Origin of the sequence: Bradyrhizobium centrosematis (genome assembly GCF_045571495.1) — a bacterium.
Classification (GTDB): domain Bacteria; phylum Pseudomonadota; class Alphaproteobacteria; order Rhizobiales; family Xanthobacteraceae; genus Bradyrhizobium; species Bradyrhizobium centrosematis.
On the sequence record NZ_CP120703.1, the window covers coordinates 7,532,940 to 7,551,413 of the forward strand.

15 protein-coding genes are annotated in these 18,474 nt (G+C 64.7%); 6 read left to right on the forward strand and 9 right to left on the reverse strand.

What is annotated here, in order from left to right; translation table 11 throughout:
* Positions 1–155: 155 nt before the first annotated feature.
* A complete protein-coding gene (locus P6U31_RS35475; RefSeq protein ID WP_407186232.1) occupies positions 156–2,369 on the forward strand; it encodes a transglycosylase domain-containing protein in 2,214 nt (737 codons plus the stop codon).
* Positions 2,370–2,729: 360 nt separating this feature from the next.
* Here the strand turns inward: P6U31_RS35475 and P6U31_RS35480 are convergent, their stop codons facing one another.
* From P6U31_RS35480 to P6U31_RS35495, 4 genes are all read right to left on the reverse strand, one after another.
* The gene (locus tag P6U31_RS35480) at positions 2,730–3,569 is read right to left on the reverse strand and encodes a M48 family metallopeptidase (protein ID WP_407186233.1); all 840 of its coding nucleotides are present in this window, start codon (positions 3,567–3,569) and stop codon (positions 2,730–2,732) included.
* 217 nt (positions 3,570–3,786) lie between these two features.
* Positions 3,787–5,115, reverse strand: a complete 1,329-nt coding sequence (locus P6U31_RS35485; RefSeq protein WP_407186234.1) for a polyhydroxyalkanoate depolymerase — start codon at positions 5,113–5,115, stop codon at positions 3,787–3,789.
* 121 nt (positions 5,116–5,236) lie between these two features.
* Positions 5,237–6,055 (reverse strand): ABC transporter permease, encoded by an 819-nt coding sequence (locus P6U31_RS35490; RefSeq protein ID WP_407186235.1) that lies wholly within the window; start codon positions 6,053–6,055, stop codon positions 5,237–5,239.
* 310 nt (positions 6,056–6,365) lie between these two features.
* The gene (locus tag P6U31_RS35495; protein WP_407186236.1) at positions 6,366–7,169 is read right to left on the reverse strand and encodes an ABC transporter ATP-binding protein; all 804 of its coding nucleotides are present in this window, start codon (positions 7,167–7,169) and stop codon (positions 6,366–6,368) included.
* Between the two features lie 106 nt (positions 7,170–7,275).
* On the opposite strand from P6U31_RS35495, the gene P6U31_RS35500 reads away from it, so the two are divergent.
* Both P6U31_RS35500 and P6U31_RS35505 read left to right on the forward strand, forming a co-directional pair.
* Positions 7,276–8,598 carry an ActS/PrrB/RegB family redox-sensitive histidine kinase gene (locus P6U31_RS35500; protein WP_407190047.1) on the forward strand — a complete coding sequence of 441 codons (1,323 nt, stop codon included), beginning with the start codon at positions 7,276–7,278 and terminating at the stop codon, positions 8,596–8,598.
* Between the two features lie 194 nt (positions 8,599–8,792).
* On the forward strand, positions 8,793–9,347 hold the full coding sequence (locus tag P6U31_RS35505; protein WP_407186237.1) for an ActR/PrrA/RegA family redox response regulator transcription factor: 555 nt from the start codon (positions 8,793–8,795) through the stop codon (positions 9,345–9,347).
* 92 nt (positions 9,348–9,439) lie between these two features.
* Here P6U31_RS35505 and P6U31_RS35510 read toward each other — a convergent pair whose 3' ends face one another.
* Entirely contained in the window at positions 9,440–9,931 is a 492-nt protein-coding gene (locus tag P6U31_RS35510; protein ID WP_407186238.1) for an MmcB family DNA repair protein, read from the reverse strand.
* A gap of 124 nt (positions 9,932–10,055) precedes the next feature.
* Between P6U31_RS35510 and P6U31_RS35515 the strand changes: the two genes are divergently transcribed.
* The gene (locus P6U31_RS35515) at positions 10,056–11,756 is read left to right on the forward strand and encodes an alpha-amylase family protein (RefSeq protein ID WP_407186239.1); all 1,701 of its coding nucleotides are present in this window, start codon (positions 10,056–10,058) and stop codon (positions 11,754–11,756) included.
* 170 nt (positions 11,757–11,926) lie between these two features.
* On the opposite strand, the gene P6U31_RS35520 is transcribed toward P6U31_RS35515, so the two are convergent.
* Positions 11,927–13,525, reverse strand: a complete 1,599-nt coding sequence (locus P6U31_RS35520) for an alpha-amylase family glycosyl hydrolase (protein ID WP_407186240.1) — start codon at positions 13,523–13,525, stop codon at positions 11,927–11,929.
* Positions 13,526–13,687: 162 nt separating this feature from the next.
* On the opposite strand from P6U31_RS35520, the gene P6U31_RS35525 reads away from it, so the two are divergent.
* On the forward strand, positions 13,688–14,356 hold the full coding sequence (locus P6U31_RS35525) for an MBL fold metallo-hydrolase (protein WP_407186241.1): 669 nt from the start codon (positions 13,688–13,690) through the stop codon (positions 14,354–14,356).
* Between the two features lie 3 nt (positions 14,357–14,359).
* Here the strand turns inward: P6U31_RS35525 and P6U31_RS35530 are convergent, their stop codons facing one another.
* Positions 14,360–14,728: a winged helix-turn-helix transcriptional regulator gene (locus P6U31_RS35530; RefSeq protein WP_407186242.1), complete on the reverse strand. Its 369-nt coding sequence runs from the start codon at positions 14,726–14,728 to the stop codon at positions 14,360–14,362.
* Positions 14,729–14,868: 140 nt separating this feature from the next.
* Here P6U31_RS35530 and P6U31_RS35535 point away from each other — a divergent pair, with 140 nt between their 5' ends.
* Positions 14,869–15,174: a hypothetical protein gene (locus P6U31_RS35535; RefSeq protein WP_407186243.1), complete on the forward strand. Its 306-nt coding sequence runs from the start codon at positions 14,869–14,871 to the stop codon at positions 15,172–15,174.
* A 210-nt stretch (positions 15,175–15,384) separates the two neighbouring features.
* Here the strand turns inward: P6U31_RS35535 and P6U31_RS35540 are convergent, their stop codons facing one another.
* Positions 15,385–16,548, reverse strand: a complete 1,164-nt coding sequence (locus P6U31_RS35540; protein WP_407186244.1) for a PHB depolymerase family esterase — start codon at positions 16,546–16,548, stop codon at positions 15,385–15,387.
* Between the two features lie 147 nt (positions 16,549–16,695).
* Positions 16,696–18,102: an MFS transporter gene (locus P6U31_RS35545; RefSeq protein ID WP_407186245.1), complete on the reverse strand. Its 1,407-nt coding sequence runs from the start codon at positions 18,100–18,102 to the stop codon at positions 16,696–16,698.
* Between the last annotated feature and the right edge of the window lie 372 nt (positions 18,103–18,474).

Genomic DNA, 18,474 nt, shown 5'->3' on the forward strand with positions numbered 1-18,474 from the left:
TTCTTGTGCGGCTGATCCTAGCTCCGGCGCCAAGAGAGCGGAACTGCGGCAGGCGAATGCCCCACCTCCTAATCACGCGTTAACGCCGGGGTAACCGGGCCTTAAACAGCGACCGCTAGCGTCTCGGCGGGGCGGGCTGACCGGGCGTTTTGCGTATGGCGTGGGGAAAGAAAAAGGGTGGGCGGAAGGAGCCGCTGTTCGGCTTGCCCGCAGCGCTCGCCGATCTGCGCCTGACCCCCGCCGATCGCATTCCAGGCGGCGACGACAAGCCGAAGAAACCAGCGAAATCATCCGCCAGGCGCAAGAGCGAGGATGCCGACGACGAGCCGCCCCGCGAGCGCAAGGCGCCGGCCGGCCGCAGCGGCGCCAAGCGGCGCGCGAAGTCGCGCGGCGGCTTCAGCCTTGGCCGCCTCGTCTATTGGAGCGCGGTGCTGAGCCTGTGGGGCGTCATCGCCGTGACCGGTGTCGTGATCTATGTCGGCGCCCATCTGCCACCGATCCAGTCGCTGGAGATCCCAAAGCGTCCGCCGACGATCCAGATCGTCGGCATCGACGGCAGCATGCTGGCGCAGCGCGGCGAGATGGCCGGCGCCAATGTCGCGCTGAGCGACCTGCCGCCTTACCTGCCGAAGGCGTTCATCGCCATCGAGGACCGCCGCTTCTATTCGCATTTCGGCATCGATCCTGTCGGCATCCTGCGCGCCCTCGTCACCAATGTGCTCCATCGCGGCGTGTCGCAGGGTGGCTCGACGCTGACGCAGCAGCTCGCCAAGAATCTGTTCCTGACCCAGGAGCGCACCATGCAGCGCAAGCTGCAGGAGGCGGAACTCGCGATCTGGCTGGAGCGCAAGCATTCCAAGAACGAGATCCTTGAGCTCTATCTCAACCGCGTCTATTTCGGTTCCGGCGCCTATGGCGTCGAGGCAGCGGCGCAGAAATATTTCGGCAAGTCGGCCAAGAACGTCACGGTCGCCGAGGCCGCGATGCTGGCCGGCCTCGTCAAATCGCCCTCGCGCCTTGCACCGAACCGCAATCCCGAAGGCGCCGAGGCGCGCGCGCAGATCGTGCTCGCGGCGATGGCGGATGCCAACTTCATCACCGACGCGCAGGCGAAGGCCTCGATCGGCCATCCCTCCTACAATGTGAAGCCGGCCGGGGCCGGCACGGTCAACTATGTCGCCGACTGGATCGGCGAGGTGCTGGACGACCTGGTCGGCCAGATCGACGAGAGCATCAAGGTCGAGACCACGATCGATCCGAAGCTGCAGAGCGTGGCGGAAGCGGCCATCATCGACGAGCTCGCGGCCAAGAGCGTCAAGTTCAATGTCAGCCAGGGCGCGCTGGTGGCGATGACGCCCGACGGCGCCGTGCGCGCCATGGTCGGCGGCAGGAACTATTCCGAGAGCCAGTACAACCGCGCGGTGACGGCCAAGCGCCAGCCGGGCTCCTCGTTCAAGCCGTTCGTGTACCTCACCGCGCTGGAGCAGGGCCTGACCCCGGACACGGTGCGGCAGGACGCGCCGATCGAGGTCAAGGGCTGGAAGCCTGAGAACTACACCCATGAATATTTCGGCGCGGTGACGCTGACGCAGGCGCTGGCGATGTCGCTCAACACCGTCGCGATCCGCCTCGGCCTCGAGGTCGGACCGAAGAACGTGGTCCGCACCGCGCATCGGCTCGGCATCTCCTCCAAGCTCGAGCCCAACGCCTCGATCGCCCTCGGCACCTCCGAGGTCTCGGTGGTCGAGCTGGTCGGCGCCTATGCGCCGTTCGCCAATGGCGGCTTCGCGGTCGCGCCGCATGTGGTCACGCGGATCCGGACGCTCAGCGGCAAGCTGCTCTACATGCGCCAGCCCGAGGAGCGCAATCCGGTCATCGATCCCCGCTATGTCGGCATGATGAACGCGATGATGCGGGAGACGCTGATATCCGGCACCGCCAAGAAGGCCGAGATCCCGGGCTGGCCCGCGGCCGGCAAGACCGGTACCAGCCAGGATTATCGCGACGCCTGGTTCATCGGCTACACCGCCAACCTCGTCGCCGGCGTCTGGCTCGGCAACGACGACAACTCGCCGACCAAGAAGGCCACCGGCGGCGGCCTGCCGGTGGAGGTCTGGTCGCGCTTCATGCGCACCGCGCACGAAGGCGTGGCAGTGGCAGCCCTGCCGGGCTCGCCAGGTGGCTGGGGTCTGTCGAACCTCGCGCAGGCGGCCTCGCAGGTGTCGCCGTCGACGCCGGCTGCACCCGGACCGGCAGCGGCGAGCAATGGCGGCTATCGTCCGCCACCGACTCGCGCCAATGTGCGGCCCGAGTCTGCCGCAGGGCTCGATGGCTGGCTGATGGACCGGCTGTTTGGCGGAAACCGATAGGCTCTGCCCGAGATCTCGATGATCTCGACACAGAACTTGCGAAAACAACCCCATGCACAGTAGCCGGGGATAACGAAATCAATGGCTTGCGGGCAGCGCAGAGGCCTGAAGCGCGCGCTTCGCCACTCCGGCAAGTCGTGCCTGGCGTTGGCTCATCTGCGGCCCGCATCAAGCGGGGACGCGTGCGGATTTCAGCGCGTGAGCGGCGCTTGATGCTGCCCCGCTCTCCGCTGTCATTCCCCGCGAAAAGCGGGAATCCAGTACACCGCAGCTTCTCGATTCAATCCGAGCCGTCTCAGCGTACCGGATCGCCCGGTCGAGCCGGGCGATGGCACCTTGCAAGACGCGGGTAGCGAGGCCCTAATCCTCGGCCCCGTATCGGTGCAGATCGTTGCCGTAGGTGTCGAGCCACTTCTTGGCGCGCTCCATCGACGGGCAGACTTTTCCGCACACGCGCCAGAACCGCGCCGAATGGTTCATCTCGACGAGATGGGCGACCTCGTGCGCGGCGAGGTAGTCGAGCACGAAGGGCGGCGCGAGGATCAGGCGCCAGGAGAATGACAGCGAGCCGGCCGAGGTGCAGGAGCCCCAGCGGCTGGACTGATCGCGGATGGAGAGGCGCTTGACCTTCACGCCGAGTTCGGCGGCGTAGGCCTCGGCCGAACGCTGGAGGTCGCGGCGCGCCTCGCGCTTGAGGAAGTCACTGACGCGGCGATCGACATGTTCGAGCCCGCCGGCGACGCAAAGAATACGTTCGCCGCTATCGCGGACCTCGGTCCACACCGTACCGCGCTGACCGGCGCGATGAACGATGCGATGCGGCGTGCCGCGCAGCGGTATCACCGTGCCCGGCTGGAACGGCGCGGCCTTCGGCAGGCGACCGAGACGCGCGGCGATCCACGCGCCGTGGCGCTGCGCAAAGTCCTTGGCCTCAGCCAGCGTGCCGCGCGGCGGCATGGTGAGGATGGCTTCGCGATCACTCGGATGGATTCTGAGCGTGTAGCGGCGCGCGCGGCGGTGCCGGCGCAATCGGATGGCAAAAAACTGCGATCCGTGGGTGATGACGAGGGTCTTCGGTTCGTGAGGCCGACGATAGAGGAGTGCGCGAGTGGCCATGTCTGTCAGTCCGGGGGGCAGGAGAGCGCCCGGATTCTGCCATAACCGCCGCCAGGGAAAGCGCTCGGCGCAAAAACAAATCATTTGCCCAATATACAGCGGTCCGGCGTCCGGGAGACCCTACAGACTGGGGTTGGAACCGGCTTTTTTCGCCCCCGCTGGACGCATGCGACACCCCCAAGAGGTGAGGACAGACTCACTCCTACAAAGCTACCTGAATACCGCGAATCTGGCGGGAATTAGTCCCTGCCGGAGCGTCCGGCAGGGTCCGAATTTCCGACGGGCAAGCCGAAAAACCGAGTTATTCGGCCGCGCGAGCCCGCAATGAGCTCGGATTCGCCGCCGAAACCATGAAGTCATGGATGCGCGGCACGATTTCCGACCTGAAGCGCGATCCGTTGAACACGCCGTAATGTCCGACGCCCTTCTGGACGTAATGAACGCGGCGATGATCGGGAATCGAGCTGCACAATGTGTGCGTCGCTTCGGTCTGACCGAGACCGGAGATATCGTCGTTCTCGCCTTCGACCGTCATCAACGCGACGCGCGTGACCTTGGAGGGATCGACGCGTGTTCCGCGATGGGTCATCTCGCCCTTCGGCAGCGAGTGCTTCACGAACACGGTGTCGACCGTCTGCAGGTAATATTCGGCGGAGAGGTCCATCACCGCGAGATATTCGTCATAGAATTCGCGATGCTTGTCGACGAGGTCGCCGTCGCCCTTCACCAGGTTAGCGAAGAGCTGCTTGTGGGCGTCCATGTGCCGGTCGAGATTCATGCTGATGAAGCCGTTGAGCTGCAGGAATCCCGGATAGACGTCGCGCATCATGCCCGGATGCGGGAACGGCACCTTGGTGATGACGTGGTTGCGGAACCAGTCGATGCCGCGCTCCTGGGCGAGGTTGTTCACAGCGGTCGGATTGCGACGAGTGTCGATCGGCCCGCCCATCAGCGTCATCGAAGTCGGCACGAAGGGATCGCGCCGCGCTTCCATGATCGAGACCGCGGCGACGACCGGCACGGAGGGCTGGCAGACGGCCATGACGTGGGTATTGCCGCCGAGAACGTGCAGCATCTCGATGACGTAGTCGATGTAATCGTCGAGATCGAAGCGGCCCTCGCTGAGCGGCACCATGCGGGCGTCGGCCCAATCGGTGATGTAGACCTCATGCGCGGGCAGGAAGGCTTCGACCGTGCCGCGAAGCAGCGTGGCATAATGGCCGGACATCGGCGCGACGATCAGCACGCGGGGCTGCGGGCTGCGCAGCGGACGGGTGAATTTGCGATCGAAATAGAGCAGCCGGCAGAACGGCTTTTCCCAGACCGAGCGGATCTCGATCGGAACGCGGATGCCGTTGACCTCGGTGTCGTTGAGACCCCATTCCGGCTTGCCGTAACGGCGCGTGGTGCGCTCGAACAATTCGCAGGCCGCGGCGACCGACTTGCCGACCTCGGTGCGCGCCCAGGGATTGAGGGGATTCTGAAACAGCAGCTTGGTGGCGTCGGTGACCGCACGTGCCGGATTGAGAGAGGCGTGCGCCATCTCGTACATCCAGTACATCGGCGTCGTCAGGACCGGACTGCCTTCAGCCGCCAGGGGCGGCGCGCCGCCGAACTCACCAATGGGCATCGCTATATTCCTCTTCGCATCGCAGCATACTGCCGAATGCGTAATATTGCGTCAATGCATGGTTCCGTACATCTACGTAGCCGAATCCGCCAAAACAGCCTGAATCCACGAGAAAGTGACACTATTCGCCGCCAGACAGCAGCGAGCCGTTTCGCTTGGCGCTGCGCAAAAGGGCAAGGAATGCCCCAAAAGATGCAACCAGAAGCACGACATTGATGGCCAGTGCATCCAGCATCAGGTCGGCGCGGAAGGTGTTCTCGATCAGGAGCGCGCGCATGCCCTCGAACACATAGGTCGGCGGCAGCGTCCAGGCGACGTATTGCAGCCAGACCGGCAGCACGCTGACGGGATAATAGATGCAGGCGAGCGGCATGATCGCGAACATCATCGTCCAGACGATGCTCTCGGCGCCAAGGCCGTTTCGCAGCACGAGGCCCGAGACGAAGATGCCGACCGACCAGCTGGTGAAGATCAGGTTGCAGAAGAAGGCGATCAGCGGCAGGCCGAGCGCATAGACGTTGAAGTGAAACAGGACCAGCGCCAGCAGGGTCATCGGGATGATCCCGATCGCGAGCCGGATCAGGCTCATGACCGTCAGCGAGAGCAAGAACTCGATCGGCCTCAGGGGGCTCATCATGAGGTTGCCGAGATTGCGCGCCCACATCTCCTCCAGGAACGAGATGGAGAAGCCGAGCTGGCCGCGGAACAGGATGTCCCAGAGGATGACGGCGCCGATCAGCGTGCCGCCGGCGCGGGCGAAGAAGCTGGCGTTCTGCGCGATGTAGTACTGGATGAAGCCCCAGGTGATGACCTGCAGCGCCGGCCAGTACAAGAGCTCGAGCAGCCGCGGCCAGGACGACAGCAAGAGATACCAATAGCGCAGGATCATTGCGCCGATGCGATGAGCGGAAATGCCGGTGTGATGGGAGATATCGGTCATGGCGCTTTCTCGTACGACCAGAGCAATCGCACATGGATTTCACTGTCCGTGGGCTTGCTCCGCCTCTCCCGCTTGCGGGAGAGGCCGACGTGCTCGTAGAGCGCGGCGGGTGAGGGCTCTCGCCACTCAGGGACATCCTCCGCAATCCGTGACAATCCCGACGTGGAGGCACCCCCACCCCAGCCCTCCCCCGCAAGCGGGAGAGGGAGCCCAGCGCCGATGCCGCCGCCTAGTGCGTTCCATAGGCGTTCGCTCCGCGCATATCCCGGATTACGTTGCGCTCCATCCGGGCAACGATTCCTGCTCCCCCTCACCTCGCCGCCTCCTTCGCGCCATTCGCCCGGCCGCGCGCGACGTCCAGGAACACCTCCTCCAGCGTGGTGCGGTTGTAGCGCGCCATGATCGCCTGCGGGGTGTCGTCGTCCTCGATGCGGCCGCGCTTCATGATGATGACGCGGTCGCAGAGCCGCTCGACCTCGAGCATGTTGTGCGAAGCCAAAAGGATGGTGGCATTGTTCTGCTTGCGATAGCGCTCCAGATGCGCCCGCACCCAGTCGGCGGTATCGGGATCGAGCGAGGCGGTCGGCTCGTCCAGGAGCAGCAGCTCGGGCTGGTTGATCAACGCCTTGGCCAGCGCGACGCGCGTCTTCTGCCCGGCGGACAGCTTGCCGTTGGCACGGTCGATGAAGTCGGTGAGGTCGAGATCCTCGGCGAGCTCCTTGATGCGGCCGGCGAGGTTCTTCACGGCATAGAGCTTGCCTAAAACGGTGAGGTTCTGCCGCACCGTGAGCCGCATCGGCATGTCGACATAGGGGCTCTCGAAATTCATCCGCCCCAGCACGGCCGCGCTCTCCTCGGGCATCTCGTGACCGAGCACCTGGACTCGGCCGGAGGTCGGCAGCACCAGGCCCATGATCATCGCGATGGTCGTGGTCTTGCCGGCGCCGTTGCCGCCCAGAAGCCCGGTGATGCTGCCGCGCGGCAGCGCAAAGGAGATATCGTCGACGGCGCGGGTCTGCTTGTAGACCTTGACGAGGTGATCGACCGCGATCGCCGCGGACGGGCGGGGCTCCGCGACAGTCGGCCGGCTTGAAGCCTTGTCATTCTCGGTCATGCTGATCGTTCTTCTGCTATTGCGGCAGGGAGCGCAAGGCTTGTAATCCGGTGGTTCCGCGAGCCCAGCGTATGTGACCTCAGAAGGCGCCGCCACATTGGCCGATATGACCGAAATTGCCGCCTCCAACTTCCGCCACGCGCAGCGGCATATCCGCCTGGACACGATCCTCCGGCTGCGCTGGCTCGCAGTGCTGGGCCAGCTCGCCGCGATCTTCATCGTGGCGCAGGGGCTGGAGTTCAATGTCGAGATCGTTCCCTGCGTCAGCATCATCGCCCTGTCGGCATCGCTGAATCTGGCGCTCCAGACCGCGGTCAATCCGATGCAGCGGCTGGAGCCGATGCAGGCGGCCGGCCTGCTTGCGCTGAACATCGTGGAGCTGGCCGGCCTGTTGTTCTTCACCGGCGGCTTGCAGAACCCGTTCTCGTTCCTGTTTCTCGCGCCGGTGCTGATCTCGGCCACGGCGCTGCCGGCGCGCTTCACGTTCGGTCTCGGCCTGCTCGCGGTCGCCTGCGCCTCCGTGCTGTTCTTCTTCCACCTGCCGCTGCCCTGGGATTCGGACGATCCGCTGGTGCTGCCGCCGATTTATCTCGTCGGCGTCTGGCTCTCGATCGCGCTCGCGATCGGCGTCACCAGCCTCTACTCGTTCCAGGTGACGGAAGAGGCGCGCAAGCTCGCCGACGCGCTGGCCGCAACCGAGCTGGTGCTGACGCGCGAACAACATCTGACCCAGCTCGACGGGCTTGCAGCCGCGGCCGCGCACGAGCTCGGCACGCCGCTCGCCACGATCTTCCTGATCTCGCGCGAGCTGGAAAAGACCGTGAAGGATCCCAGCTTTGCCGCCGACTTGAAGACGCTGCGCGAACAGACCCAGCGCTGCCGCGATATCCTCAGCAAGATCACCCAGCTGTCCTCCACCGGCGCGCCGTTCGACCGCATGAAGCTCTCGGAGCTGATCGAGGAGGTGGTGGCCCCGCACCGCGATTTCGGCGTCGAGATCAAGGTGCGGATCGCGGTTGCCGCCGTGGCCGAGCCGGTCGGCTCGCGCAATCCGGCGATCCTCTACGGCTTCGGCAACATCGTCGAGAACGCAGTCGATTTCGCCCGCAGCACGGTCGAGGTGAACGCGTGGTGGAACAGGGACACGATCGAGCTCGTCGTCTCCGACGACGGGCCCGGCATTCCACCAGATATCCTGAACCGCATCGGCGAGCCCTATCTGTCGCGGCGGCGCAGCCAGGATGATGGCAGCGGTGAACGGCGCGGCCTCGGGCTCGGCGTGTTCATCGCGCGCACATTGCTCGAACGCACCGGCGCCAAGGTCTCGTTTACCAACCGGACGTTTCCGGAACACGGTGCCGTGGTCCAGATCACGTGGCCGCGACATCGCTTTGAGGCTATCGAGACCCTCGAAGAAACAATGGGATAGGCATGATCCCGGGAAAGTGTTCAGCGGTTTTCCGAAAGGATCACGCTGAAAACAACAATCGCGAGCGCGATGACAATTCATTGCGCTCGGGGCCGCGACCTTGCGTCGCACAACGGGGCCGATCGACTATCGGCGGCCTTGGCACCGCCCGATTGCGAGGCCATATGTAGACGCGTTGGAGAGAGGACAAAACCTTGAACGCCATCGCCGAACTGAATGAACAGACCGATCGCTCGCTGCTCATCGTCGAAGACGACAAGCCGTTCCTGGAGCGGTTGTCGCGCGCCATGGAGACGCGCGGCTTTGCGGTGACGTCATGCGATACCGTCTCGGACGGCCTCGCGCAGATCGGCAAGGCGGCACCGGCATTCGCCGTGGTCGACCTGCGGCTCGGCGACGGCAACGGCCTCGACGTGGTCTCGGCGCTGAAGAAGAAGCGCCCGGATGCGCGCGCGATCGTACTGACTGGTTACGGCAACATCGCCACCGCCGTGACCGCCGTGAAGATGGGCGCGATCGATTATCTCTCCAAGCCCGCCGATGCCGACGACGTCGTCGCGGCGCTGTTGTCGACCAACGCGGAGAAATCCGAGCTGCCGACCAACCCGATGTCCGCCGATCGCGTGCGTTGGGAGCACATCCAGCGCATCTACGAGATGTGCAACCGCAACGTCTCGGAGACGGCACGCCGGCTCAATATGCACCGCCGCACCCTGCAGCGAATCCTGGCCAAGCGCGCGCCGAGGTAAGCTTCCGCCGCACTCGTGCCCCGGACGCGCAGCGCTTCTTCGGCGATGCGCCGCTGAGCCGGGGCCGATAGCGTCCGGCACAAGAGACCACCCTACTCCCAGAAATCCGCGTGGCCCTGCGGATCGACCAGGCGGTTGATCCGCAAGGCCGCGGCCATTCCAAACCGCACCGTCATCTGCTTCCTCGTGGCGGCGGCGAGCTTGTGCTCGGGCGCCTCGCAATGCAGATGCGCGCCGTAGGCATCGGCGACGATCAGGCCGGTGCCTTCCGGAAAGATCTCGCACGGCAGATCCTGCGTGAAGGCAAAGAACAGCCGGTCGCAATGGGCACGGTATTCGTGCCATTTCTGGTCGGCACGCAGATCCTCCACCGACGATTTGATCTCGACGATCCAGATCTCACCGCGCTCGTTCAGCGCCACCAGATCGGCGCGCCGGCCCGATGGCAGCGGCAATTCGCTGATGCAGGAGAAGCCGAGCGAGCGGAGCAGCCGGGAGGTGCCGCGCGCAATCGCGAGCGCCGTCTCGGACTGGCGGCGATCGGGCGGTGGCACAAGGGCGATGTTGCGGGCGGTGTTGTCCATGGCGGGGAGAGTAGCCGATTCCGTGACGGGCGGACACTGCCCGATGGAGCCGCGGAACCTCATCTCCCCCACGCGCTTATCACGCAGCCGCCGCACCCTGGCGGAGGATCGAGGCCGCTCGCGCATGATCGACGATCTCTGGTACAAGAACGGCGTGATCTACTGCCTGTCCGTCGGCTCCTATATGGACGCCAACGGCGACGGGGTCGGCGATTTCAAGGGCCTGTTGCGCCGGCTCGATTACCTTCACGGCCTCGGCATCACCACGATCTGGCTGATGCCGTTCCAGACCTCGCCCGGCCGCGACGACGGCTACGACATCGCCGATTATTACAGCGTCGATCCCCGCTACGGCACGCTGGGCGATTTCGTCGAGTTCGCCCATGGCTGCAAGCAGCGCGGCATCCGCGTCATCATCGACCTCGTCGTCAACCACACCTCGGACCAGCACCCCTGGTTCAAGGAAGCGCGGCGCGACAAGAACTCGCCCTATCGCGACTGGTATGTCTGGTCCGACACAAAGCCGGCCGGCGCCAACAAGGGCATGGTGTTTCCAGGCGTGCAGAAATCGACCTGGACGCGCGACAAGGAATCGGGCGCGTATTACTTCCACCGCTTCTACGACTTCCAGCCCGATCTCAACACGTCGAACCCGCATGTGCAGGCGGAAATTCTCAAGATCATGGGCTTCTGGATCCAGCTCGGCGTCTCCGGCTTCCGCATGGACGCCGTGCCCTTCGTGATCGCGACCAAGGGCGCGAAGGTGAAGAAGCCGGTCGAGCAATACGATATGCTGCGCGCATTCCGCGAGTTCCTGCAATGGCGACAAGGCGATGCCATCATCCTCGCCGAGGCGAACGTGCTGCCGAAGACCGACATGGAGTATTTCGGCCGCGACGCCGACCGCATGCACATGATGTTCAACTTCCACGTCAACCAGCATCTGTTCTATGCGCTGGCCTCCGCCGACTGCCGTCCGCTGGCGAAGGCGCTGAAGGCGACCAAGCCGCGGCCCGCCACGGCGCAATGGGGTCTGTTCCTGCGCAATCACGACGAGCTCGATCTCGGCCGCCTGACCGAGGCGCAGCGCGATGCCGTGTTCAAGGCATTCGGTCCCGACAAGGACATGCAGCTCTACGACCGCGGCATCCGCCGGCGTCTCGCGCCGATGCTGGGCGGCGACCGCAGGCGGCTCGAGCTCGCCTACAGCCTGATGTGCACGCTGCCGGGAACGCCGGTGATCCGCTACGGCGACGAGATCGCGATGGGCGACGACCTCTCGTTGCCCGAACGCAATTGCGCGCGCACGCCGATGCAATGGTCGACCGAGCCGCATGGCGGCTTCACCAAGAGCGACAAGCCGGCCTGTCCGGTGATCGACAAGGGGCCGTATGGCTATCCGCACGTCAACGTCGCCAAGCAGCGGCGCGATCCGAACTCGATGCTGAACTGGACCGAGCGCATCGTTCGCATGCGGAAAGAGGTGCCGGAGGTCGGCTGGGGCGATTTCACCGTCATTGCGACGCGCGACCCTGCCGTCTTCATCATGCGCTACGACTGGCGCAACAATTCGGTGCTGTTCGTGCACAATCTCGACGAGAAGCCGCGCGAGATCGCGTTCTCGGCGGGGCTGCCAGGCGATACCGGCGCGCACCTGATCAACCTGCTCGCGGAGGACCATAGCCACGCCGACAAGCGTGGCCAGCACCGCGTCGTGCTGGAGCCCTACGGCTATCGCTGGTATCGCGTCGGCGGGCTGGATTATCTGTTGAAGCGGAGCGATATCGACCGCAATGCGGTGCGGGGTAAGAAGCATCCGGGGTGATGTGGGCGCCGTTTGCTCCGCTGCTTCAACAATGGTCATTGCGAGCGCAGCGAAGCAATCCAGACTGTCGCCGCGGAAAGATCCTGGATTGCTTCGCTGCGCTCGCAATGACGGGGGACAGCGGTGCCCATGATTTTCCGTCGTCGCGGCGCGCTTGTCCGGGACGACAGCTAGGATGGAGCGACGATGACGCCCTCATTGCCGCGCAGATCGATCACGCCCTCGATCCGCTCGCCCTCGCGATCCAGGAAGGTCGACAGCATTATGCTGCTGCCGAATTTGATCGCGCTCGTCGTCACCGCGATCGGGTCGGAACCGAGATTGAGGGCCACGATCACCGCCTTGCCCTCGGCCTCGCGGCGATAGATCAGGAGATCGCCTTGCGCGGCGACCGGATGATAATCGCCTGCGATCAGCGGCGGGCAGCTCTTACGCAAGCGGATCAGGCGCTTGTAGAGGCTCAGGATCGAACGTGCGTCGGCTTCGAGATTGACGACATTGTCACGCACATAGTGCTCCGGCAGCGGCAGCCACGGCCGCGTCGTGGAGAAGCCGGCGAATTCGGTCGCATCCCACTGCATCGGCGTGCGGCAGCCGTCGCGGCCGACGCCGATGCCGGGCACGTTCTTCTCGAAGGGATCGCGCACATCCTCCGGCGCGATCCTCACCTGGTGCATGCCGATCTCGTCGCCGTAATAGAGCGTCGGCGTGCCGCGCAGCGTCAGCAGCAGCATGGCGGCGACGCGCGCCTGCTCCGTGCCGACGCGGCTCGCCACGCGCGGGCGATCGTGGTTGCCGAGCACCCAGTTCGGCCAGGCGCCGCGCGGCAGCGCCTTCTCGTAATCCTCGATGATCTTCTCGATCGAACGCGCGCTCCAGAAGGTCGAGAGCAGCGCGAAATTGAACGGCATCTGCGCGCCGGTGAGGTCGTTGCCGTAATAGGCCATGAGACGATGCAGCGGCAGATAGATCTCGCCGATCAGGACGCGGGCGCCAAAACTGTCGGTGACGCGCCGCATCTCGGCGATGACCTCGTGCACCTCCGGCTGGTCAGTGGAATATTGCGTCAGGATCTTTTCGTTCGGCGGCCGCCCCTCGACGTAATGCGGGTTGGGCGGGTTGTCGCGGAATTCGGCGTCCTTGACGAGGTGCCAGATCACGTCGACGCGAAAGCCGTCGACGCCCTTCTCCAGCCAGAACCGCATCACATCGTAGATCGCGGCGCGAACGTCCGGGTTGCGCCAGTTCAGGTCCGGCTGCTGGGCAAGGAAGGCGTGGTAATAATACTGGCCGGTGGTCTCGTCGAACTGCCACGCACTGCCGCCGAATTCGGACAGCCAGTTGTTCGGCACGCCGCCGTCATGCGCGGGATCGCGCCAGATGTACCAGTCGCGCTTGGGATTGTCGCGCGAGGCGCGGCTCTCGACGAACCAGGGATGCTGGTCGGAGGTGTGGTTGGGCACGAGATCGAGGATCAGCTTCAGGCCGTTGTCGTGAGCCGCCGCGATCAGCGCATCGAAATCTTCCATGGTGCCGAACAGCGGCTCGATGCCGGTATAATCGGAGATGTCGTAGCCGAAATCGGCCATCGGTGACGGGAAGATCGGCGACAGCCAGATCGCGTCGACGCCGAGCGATTTGACGTAAGGCAGCCGCCGCAAAATGCCGGCGAGATCGCCGACGCCGTCACCGTCGGAATCCTGAAACGAGCGCGGGTAGACCTGATAGAAGATGCCCTCACGCCACCAGTTTTCGTTGCTTTGAGCCATGCCGGAAGACCATCCAGAATCTGCGTCTTGCGCGGGAGAACGCGACAACGCCGCCCCGGTTCAAATTGGCAGGCCAATTGGGACGGCCGTGTGACCGTTGTTCCCCGCAGGCGGCCCGAATCTTTTGCTTGGCGGCCTGGCAAAAATCGGCATTGTGGCGCCATGACCGAGCAAAATGACACCAAAGCCAAGGCGGGCGCGATCATCGTTCCCGTGACGCTGTTCGAGCAGAACTGCACCATCATCTGGGACGAGCCCAGCAAGAAGGCCGTGGTGATCGATCCCGGCGGCGACGTGCCGAAGATCCTGGACGCGATCAAGCAGACCGGCGTCACCGTGGAGAAGATCTGGCTGACCCACGGCCATATCGACCATGTCGGCGGCGCGGCCGATTTGCGCGATGCCCTGAAAGTGCCGATCGAAGGCCCGCATGAAGCCGACAAGTTCCTGCTCGACAACGTGGTCGAGAGCGGTGCCCGGTTCGGCATGACCGGCGTGCGCAACTTTGCGCCGGACCGCTGGCTCGCCGAGGGCGACAGCGTGTCGATCGGCGATCTGTCGTTCGACATCTTCCACTGTCCCGGTCACTCCCCCGGCAGCGTGGTGTTCTTCAACAAGGAGCTGCGCTTCGCCCATGTCGGCGACGTCCTGTTCGCAGGCTCGGTCGGACGCACCGATTTGCCCGGCGGCAGTCACGCCACGCTGATCAACTCGATTCTGACCAAGCTGCTGCCGCTCGGCGACGACGTCGGCTTCATCTGCGGCCACGGCGCCGGCTCGAGCATCGGCCAGGAGCGGATGACTAATCCGTTCATCACCGGCGAGATGTGAGGCTTACTCCGCCGCGTCCACGAGCGCGGCGGTCTCACCAAGGTGACGTTCACCCCACTCGCGGATCGCCGCGACGACGGGCACGAAGCTCCTGCCCTTGCGGGTGAGGCGATACTCGACCTTCGGCGGCACCTCGCCAAAGTCCTTGCGGTCGATCAGGCCGCTCGCGGTGAGCGCCTTCAGTTCGCGGCTGAGCACGCGCGGAGTGATCTCCGCGCTGCCGCTGGCCCCGCGCAGCAGGCCGCTTCGGATCTCGCCATAACGGCGCGGGCCGTCCTTGAGGTCCCAGACGATGCGCAGCTTGTATTTACCGCTGATCATCTTCTGAAAGGCCGCGACCGGACAGCTGCGCGCAAGATTCGCCTTGGCCATGTCGTCTCCTCCATGCGCAGCCAGCCCGCCGAAAGGATAGGAGCGACGGCGAAAAAGTCCATACTATCAATTTTGTCCATACTTGCAGGATCGCTTCCAAGCCGCAGATGATGACGCACATGACCAACAGGGAGCGTCACATGAAGCACTTCATGATCCGATACGACTTCAAGAGCGGCACGACGGAAGAATGGCACAGGGAGATCGGCCGCTTCGTCAAGGCGATCGACGGCGATCCGGAGCTCAAGGGGCGGATCGGCTATCGCGTGCTGAAAGCCCGCGACGGCAACAGCTATTTCCACCTCGCCAGCGTCGCCGATGACGCCGCGCAGAAAGCGCTGCAATCGCGCGACTTCTTCAAGGCATATCAGGAGATGACGCGCAGGATCGCCGGCGGCGAGGTGACGGTGACGCCGATCGAGTGGATCGACCAGACGAAGTCGTGATGAAGCGACGGCGTCGCCACAGACTCAACTGTCGTCCCGGACAAGCGCCAGCGCAGATCCGGGACCCATCACCACAGGGAGAGGTGGTTAGGGGGACTCGGAATTATGCCTTCGCGTCTCACTTAGTTCTGGGAGTATGGGTCCCGGATCGGCGCGCGCTTGGGGCGCGCTTGGGGTGCGCTTGTCCGGGACGACAGCGGGGATCGAGGCTTACTTCATCAATCCCGCCGCGGTCAGCGCGCGGGTGATGATCTGGCCGAGGTCGAAGCTGCGGCCCTGCTCACGCTTCGGCTCCGCCGGCTGTTCGGCGGCGCGGATCGAGCGGGCGAGATGTGGCGCGGGCGAGAGCACCGGCTTGGCGGCCGGCCTGGCTTCCGCCCTTGCCGCCTCCGCGATCCAGTCGGTGAGGCCGAAGAACTTTGCGATGTGATAGGACGAGGAAATGCCTGCCTCGATCAGGAACGCGCCTTCGACGCCATAGCGCTGATCGTTGTCGGCGAGCCCCAGCGGCGTGCCGTGGGCCATGTCGGTGATGGCGTAGGACTCGACCAGCGTCTCGCCGTCCTTGCCCCACCAGGCCTGGCGCGGATAGCCGTCGACGATGGTTTCCGCCATCGGCGCCTCCGGCAGATCGTGCAGATCGAGCCATTGCTTGACGATCTCGTTGGCATTGCCGGGATTGACGGTGCGGTCGGCGCTGCCGTGCCACACCGAGATCTTCGGCCAGGGACCGCGATGATCCGAGGCGTTACGCACGAGATCGCCGAGCTCGCGCGCCGGGCGCGCCGGCGAATGAAACATGCCGTCGAGTGCCTCGCGCAGGTTCGAGGCGATGCCATAAGGCAGCCCCGCAATCACCGCGCCCGCCGCGAAGACCTCCGGATAGGTCGCGAGCATCACCGACGTCATGCCGCCGCCGGCGGACAGGCCGGTGATGAAGACGCGCCTGGAATCGACGCGATGTGCCTTCACCATATGCGCGATCATCTCGCGGATCGAATGCGCCTCGCCGCTGCCGCGCGTGATGTCTTCCGGATTGAACCAGTTGAAGCAGGTATTTCCGTTGTTGACGCGCTGCTGCTCGGGCATCAACAGCGCGAAGCCGTAGTGCCGCGCCAATGTCGACCAGCCGGCGCCGAGGTCGTAAGCAGCCGCGGTCTGGCCGCAGCCATGCAGCACGACGACGAGCGCGCGCGGCTTCTGCCACTGCGGCGGCACGAACGCGAACATCCGCAAGGCGCCGGGATTGCTGCCGAAGCCGGTGACTTCCTGCAACGGGCTGGAGGCATCGGCGCTACGGCCGGGCTCGGCGAAGCGCAGACCGTCCAGCCTGGGCAGACGTCTCAACAGATCGACATTTCTGGCTAACGACACGGCAAATTCCTGGTGGGCGACGTTCAACGTCCAGCCAAACCAGATAGTTGCTGCGCCGCAAAATAAAAAGTCCGTGCGCTGTCAATCCAGCGAAAATCACGGCAAATTCAGGTGGAATCCGCACGTATTAACCGCAATGCCTCAACTTCATGCAGATGCGCGGCGCAGCCACGACAGAAATGCGACGCAGATCATGATGAGTGTCACAAACAGCACAAGCGAGACCAGAAATCCTGCGCGCGCTGATTGCAACGCGTCGACCGCGAAAAATACCGCGCCGATTGCGGCCACTCCGGCCGCATTTCCGATCTGTGCAATGGTGCCGTAGATGCCGGAGGCTGAGCCTGCGGCGGCGGGCTTCACGGTCGAGAGCACCGCGCCGGAGAGCGGCGCCATCACCAGTCCCTGACCGTAGCCGAAGATGATCATGGTGAGCGCGATGAGGAGCGGCGACGGCGCATCGACGCAGCCCGCAACAAGCGCGAGCGCGGCGAGGCCCGCGATCTGAATTGCGCAGCCTTCGATCAGCACCTTGGTGCCGCGATGTCGCGCCCGCGCACCGCTGTGGCGCGACGCCACGACGAAGGCCAGCGCGAGCGGGATGAAAGCCAAGCCGGCCGCGAGCGGCGGGATATTGAGGCCTCGCTGCATGAACAGTGTCATGACGAGGTAGAACGAAAGATTGGCGAAGAAGAAAAAGAAGGCGGCGCCGAGCCCGCGCAGGAAAGCGACGTCCGCCAGCAGCGTCAGGTCGATCAGCGGCATGCCGCCAGCGCGCGCGACCGCATGTTCCAGCTTCAGGAACGCAGCCAGGATGACGCCACCGACCGCCATCACGGCCCACACCCAGGGGGCCCAGCCGAGATCGTGACCGAACAGCAACGGGCCGATGAGGCACAGCAGCCCCGCGAACAGAACCATGCTGCCCTTGATGTCGAGCCGGGTGCCTGGTCGCCGCGGCACCGACGGCATGATGCGCCAGGCAGCCGCCGCAATGACGAGGCCGCAGGGGACGTTGACGAAGAACACCGACCGCCAGCCGGTGCCGGCAAAGTCAATTGCGATCAAGAGACCGCCGAGCAGGAAGCCCGCGGCGCCGGCCAGGCCGAGCACGATGCCGTAGACGGCGAAGGCGCGGCTGCGCGATTCATCGGTGAAGAGCAGATGCAGCGTCGCCAGCACCTGCGGCACCATCAGCGCCGCGGTCGCACCCTGCGCCAACCGCGCGATGATCAGCTCCGCGCCCGATTGGGCGAGGCCGCACCACAGCGACGTCAGGGTGAAACCGAGCACGCCGGCGAGGAAGACGTTCCTGGTGCCGTGGATGTCGCCGAGTCGGCCGCCGGTCACGACCAGCGTGGCATAGGCGATCAGATAGATCGCGATCACGGATTCGATCTCCGCCGGCGTCGCCTTCAGTTCGACTGCGATGGTGGGGATGGCGACGTTCACGATAAAGGCATCGACGCCGAACATGAACTGCGCGGCCACCACGATGGCCAGCACCCACCAGCGGCGGGTCGAATCGATTGGCTTTGTGACGATTTGGTGCATCGGTGTGGGGCTTTGGACTGTCGTTGTCCTATGATTGCAGACCGCATGCAGACACGCGATTACCTCGCAGGTAAGGTTCGGAGCGCGCGCCTCGTCCTTCGAGACGACCGCTTTCAGCGGTCTCCTCAGGATGAGGCTAAGCAGCATCGGCGCCTGTTGAAGCTGATCCCGGGCACTCCGACCTCATCCGGAGGAGCCCGTCACAGGCGGGCGTCTCGAAGCATGGCCGTGAAGAAAGCCGCTCAAGTGCAATTGAGCCTTCCGAAAGCCGGACAAGGCGAAGGAGCATCCAGCCTCCACGCATGCCGGCATTCCGTAACGCGGGACATCGCGCGATTGCGCTCGCGCGCTCGGACACGTAGCCTCATTGCT

What these genes read in the sequence shown, in the direction of transcription:
- P6U31_RS35475 (WP_407186232.1), top strand. Translation starts at nt 156, where the DNA reads ATGGCGTGGGGAAAGAAAAAGGGTGGGCGGAAGGAGCCGCTGTTCGGC.
- P6U31_RS35480 (WP_407186233.1), bottom strand. Translation starts at nt 3,569, where the DNA reads ATGATTTGTTTTTGCGCCGAGCGCTTTCCCTGGCGGCGGTTATGGCAG.
- P6U31_RS35485 (WP_407186234.1), bottom strand. Translation starts at nt 5,115, where the DNA reads ATGCCCATTGGTGAGTTCGGCGGCGCGCCGCCCCTGGCGGCTGAAGGC.
- P6U31_RS35490 (WP_407186235.1), bottom strand. Translation starts at nt 6,055, where the DNA reads ATGACCGATATCTCCCATCACACCGGCATTTCCGCTCATCGCATCGGC.
- P6U31_RS35495 (WP_407186236.1), bottom strand. Translation starts at nt 7,169, where the DNA reads ATGACCGAGAATGACAAGGCTTCAAGCCGGCCGACTGTCGCGGAGCCC.
- P6U31_RS35500 (WP_407190047.1), top strand. Translation starts at nt 7,276, where the DNA reads ATGACCGAAATTGCCGCCTCCAACTTCCGCCACGCGCAGCGGCATATC.
- P6U31_RS35510 (WP_407186238.1), bottom strand. Translation starts at nt 9,931, where the DNA reads ATGGACAACACCGCCCGCAACATCGCCCTTGTGCCACCGCCCGATCGC.
- P6U31_RS35515 (WP_407186239.1), top strand. Translation starts at nt 10,056, where the DNA reads ATGATCGACGATCTCTGGTACAAGAACGGCGTGATCTACTGCCTGTCC.
- P6U31_RS35520 (WP_407186240.1), bottom strand. Translation starts at nt 13,525, where the DNA reads ATGGCTCAAAGCAACGAAAACTGGTGGCGTGAGGGCATCTTCTATCAG.
- P6U31_RS35525 (WP_407186241.1), top strand. Translation starts at nt 13,688, where the DNA reads ATGACCGAGCAAAATGACACCAAAGCCAAGGCGGGCGCGATCATCGTT.
- P6U31_RS35530 (WP_407186242.1), bottom strand. Translation starts at nt 14,728, where the DNA reads ATGGCCAAGGCGAATCTTGCGCGCAGCTGTCCGGTCGCGGCCTTTCAG.
- P6U31_RS35535 (WP_407186243.1), top strand. Translation starts at nt 14,869, where the DNA reads ATGAAGCACTTCATGATCCGATACGACTTCAAGAGCGGCACGACGGAA.
- P6U31_RS35545 (WP_407186245.1), bottom strand. Translation starts at nt 18,102, where the DNA reads ATGCACCAAATCGTCACAAAGCCAATCGATTCGACCCGCCGCTGGTGG.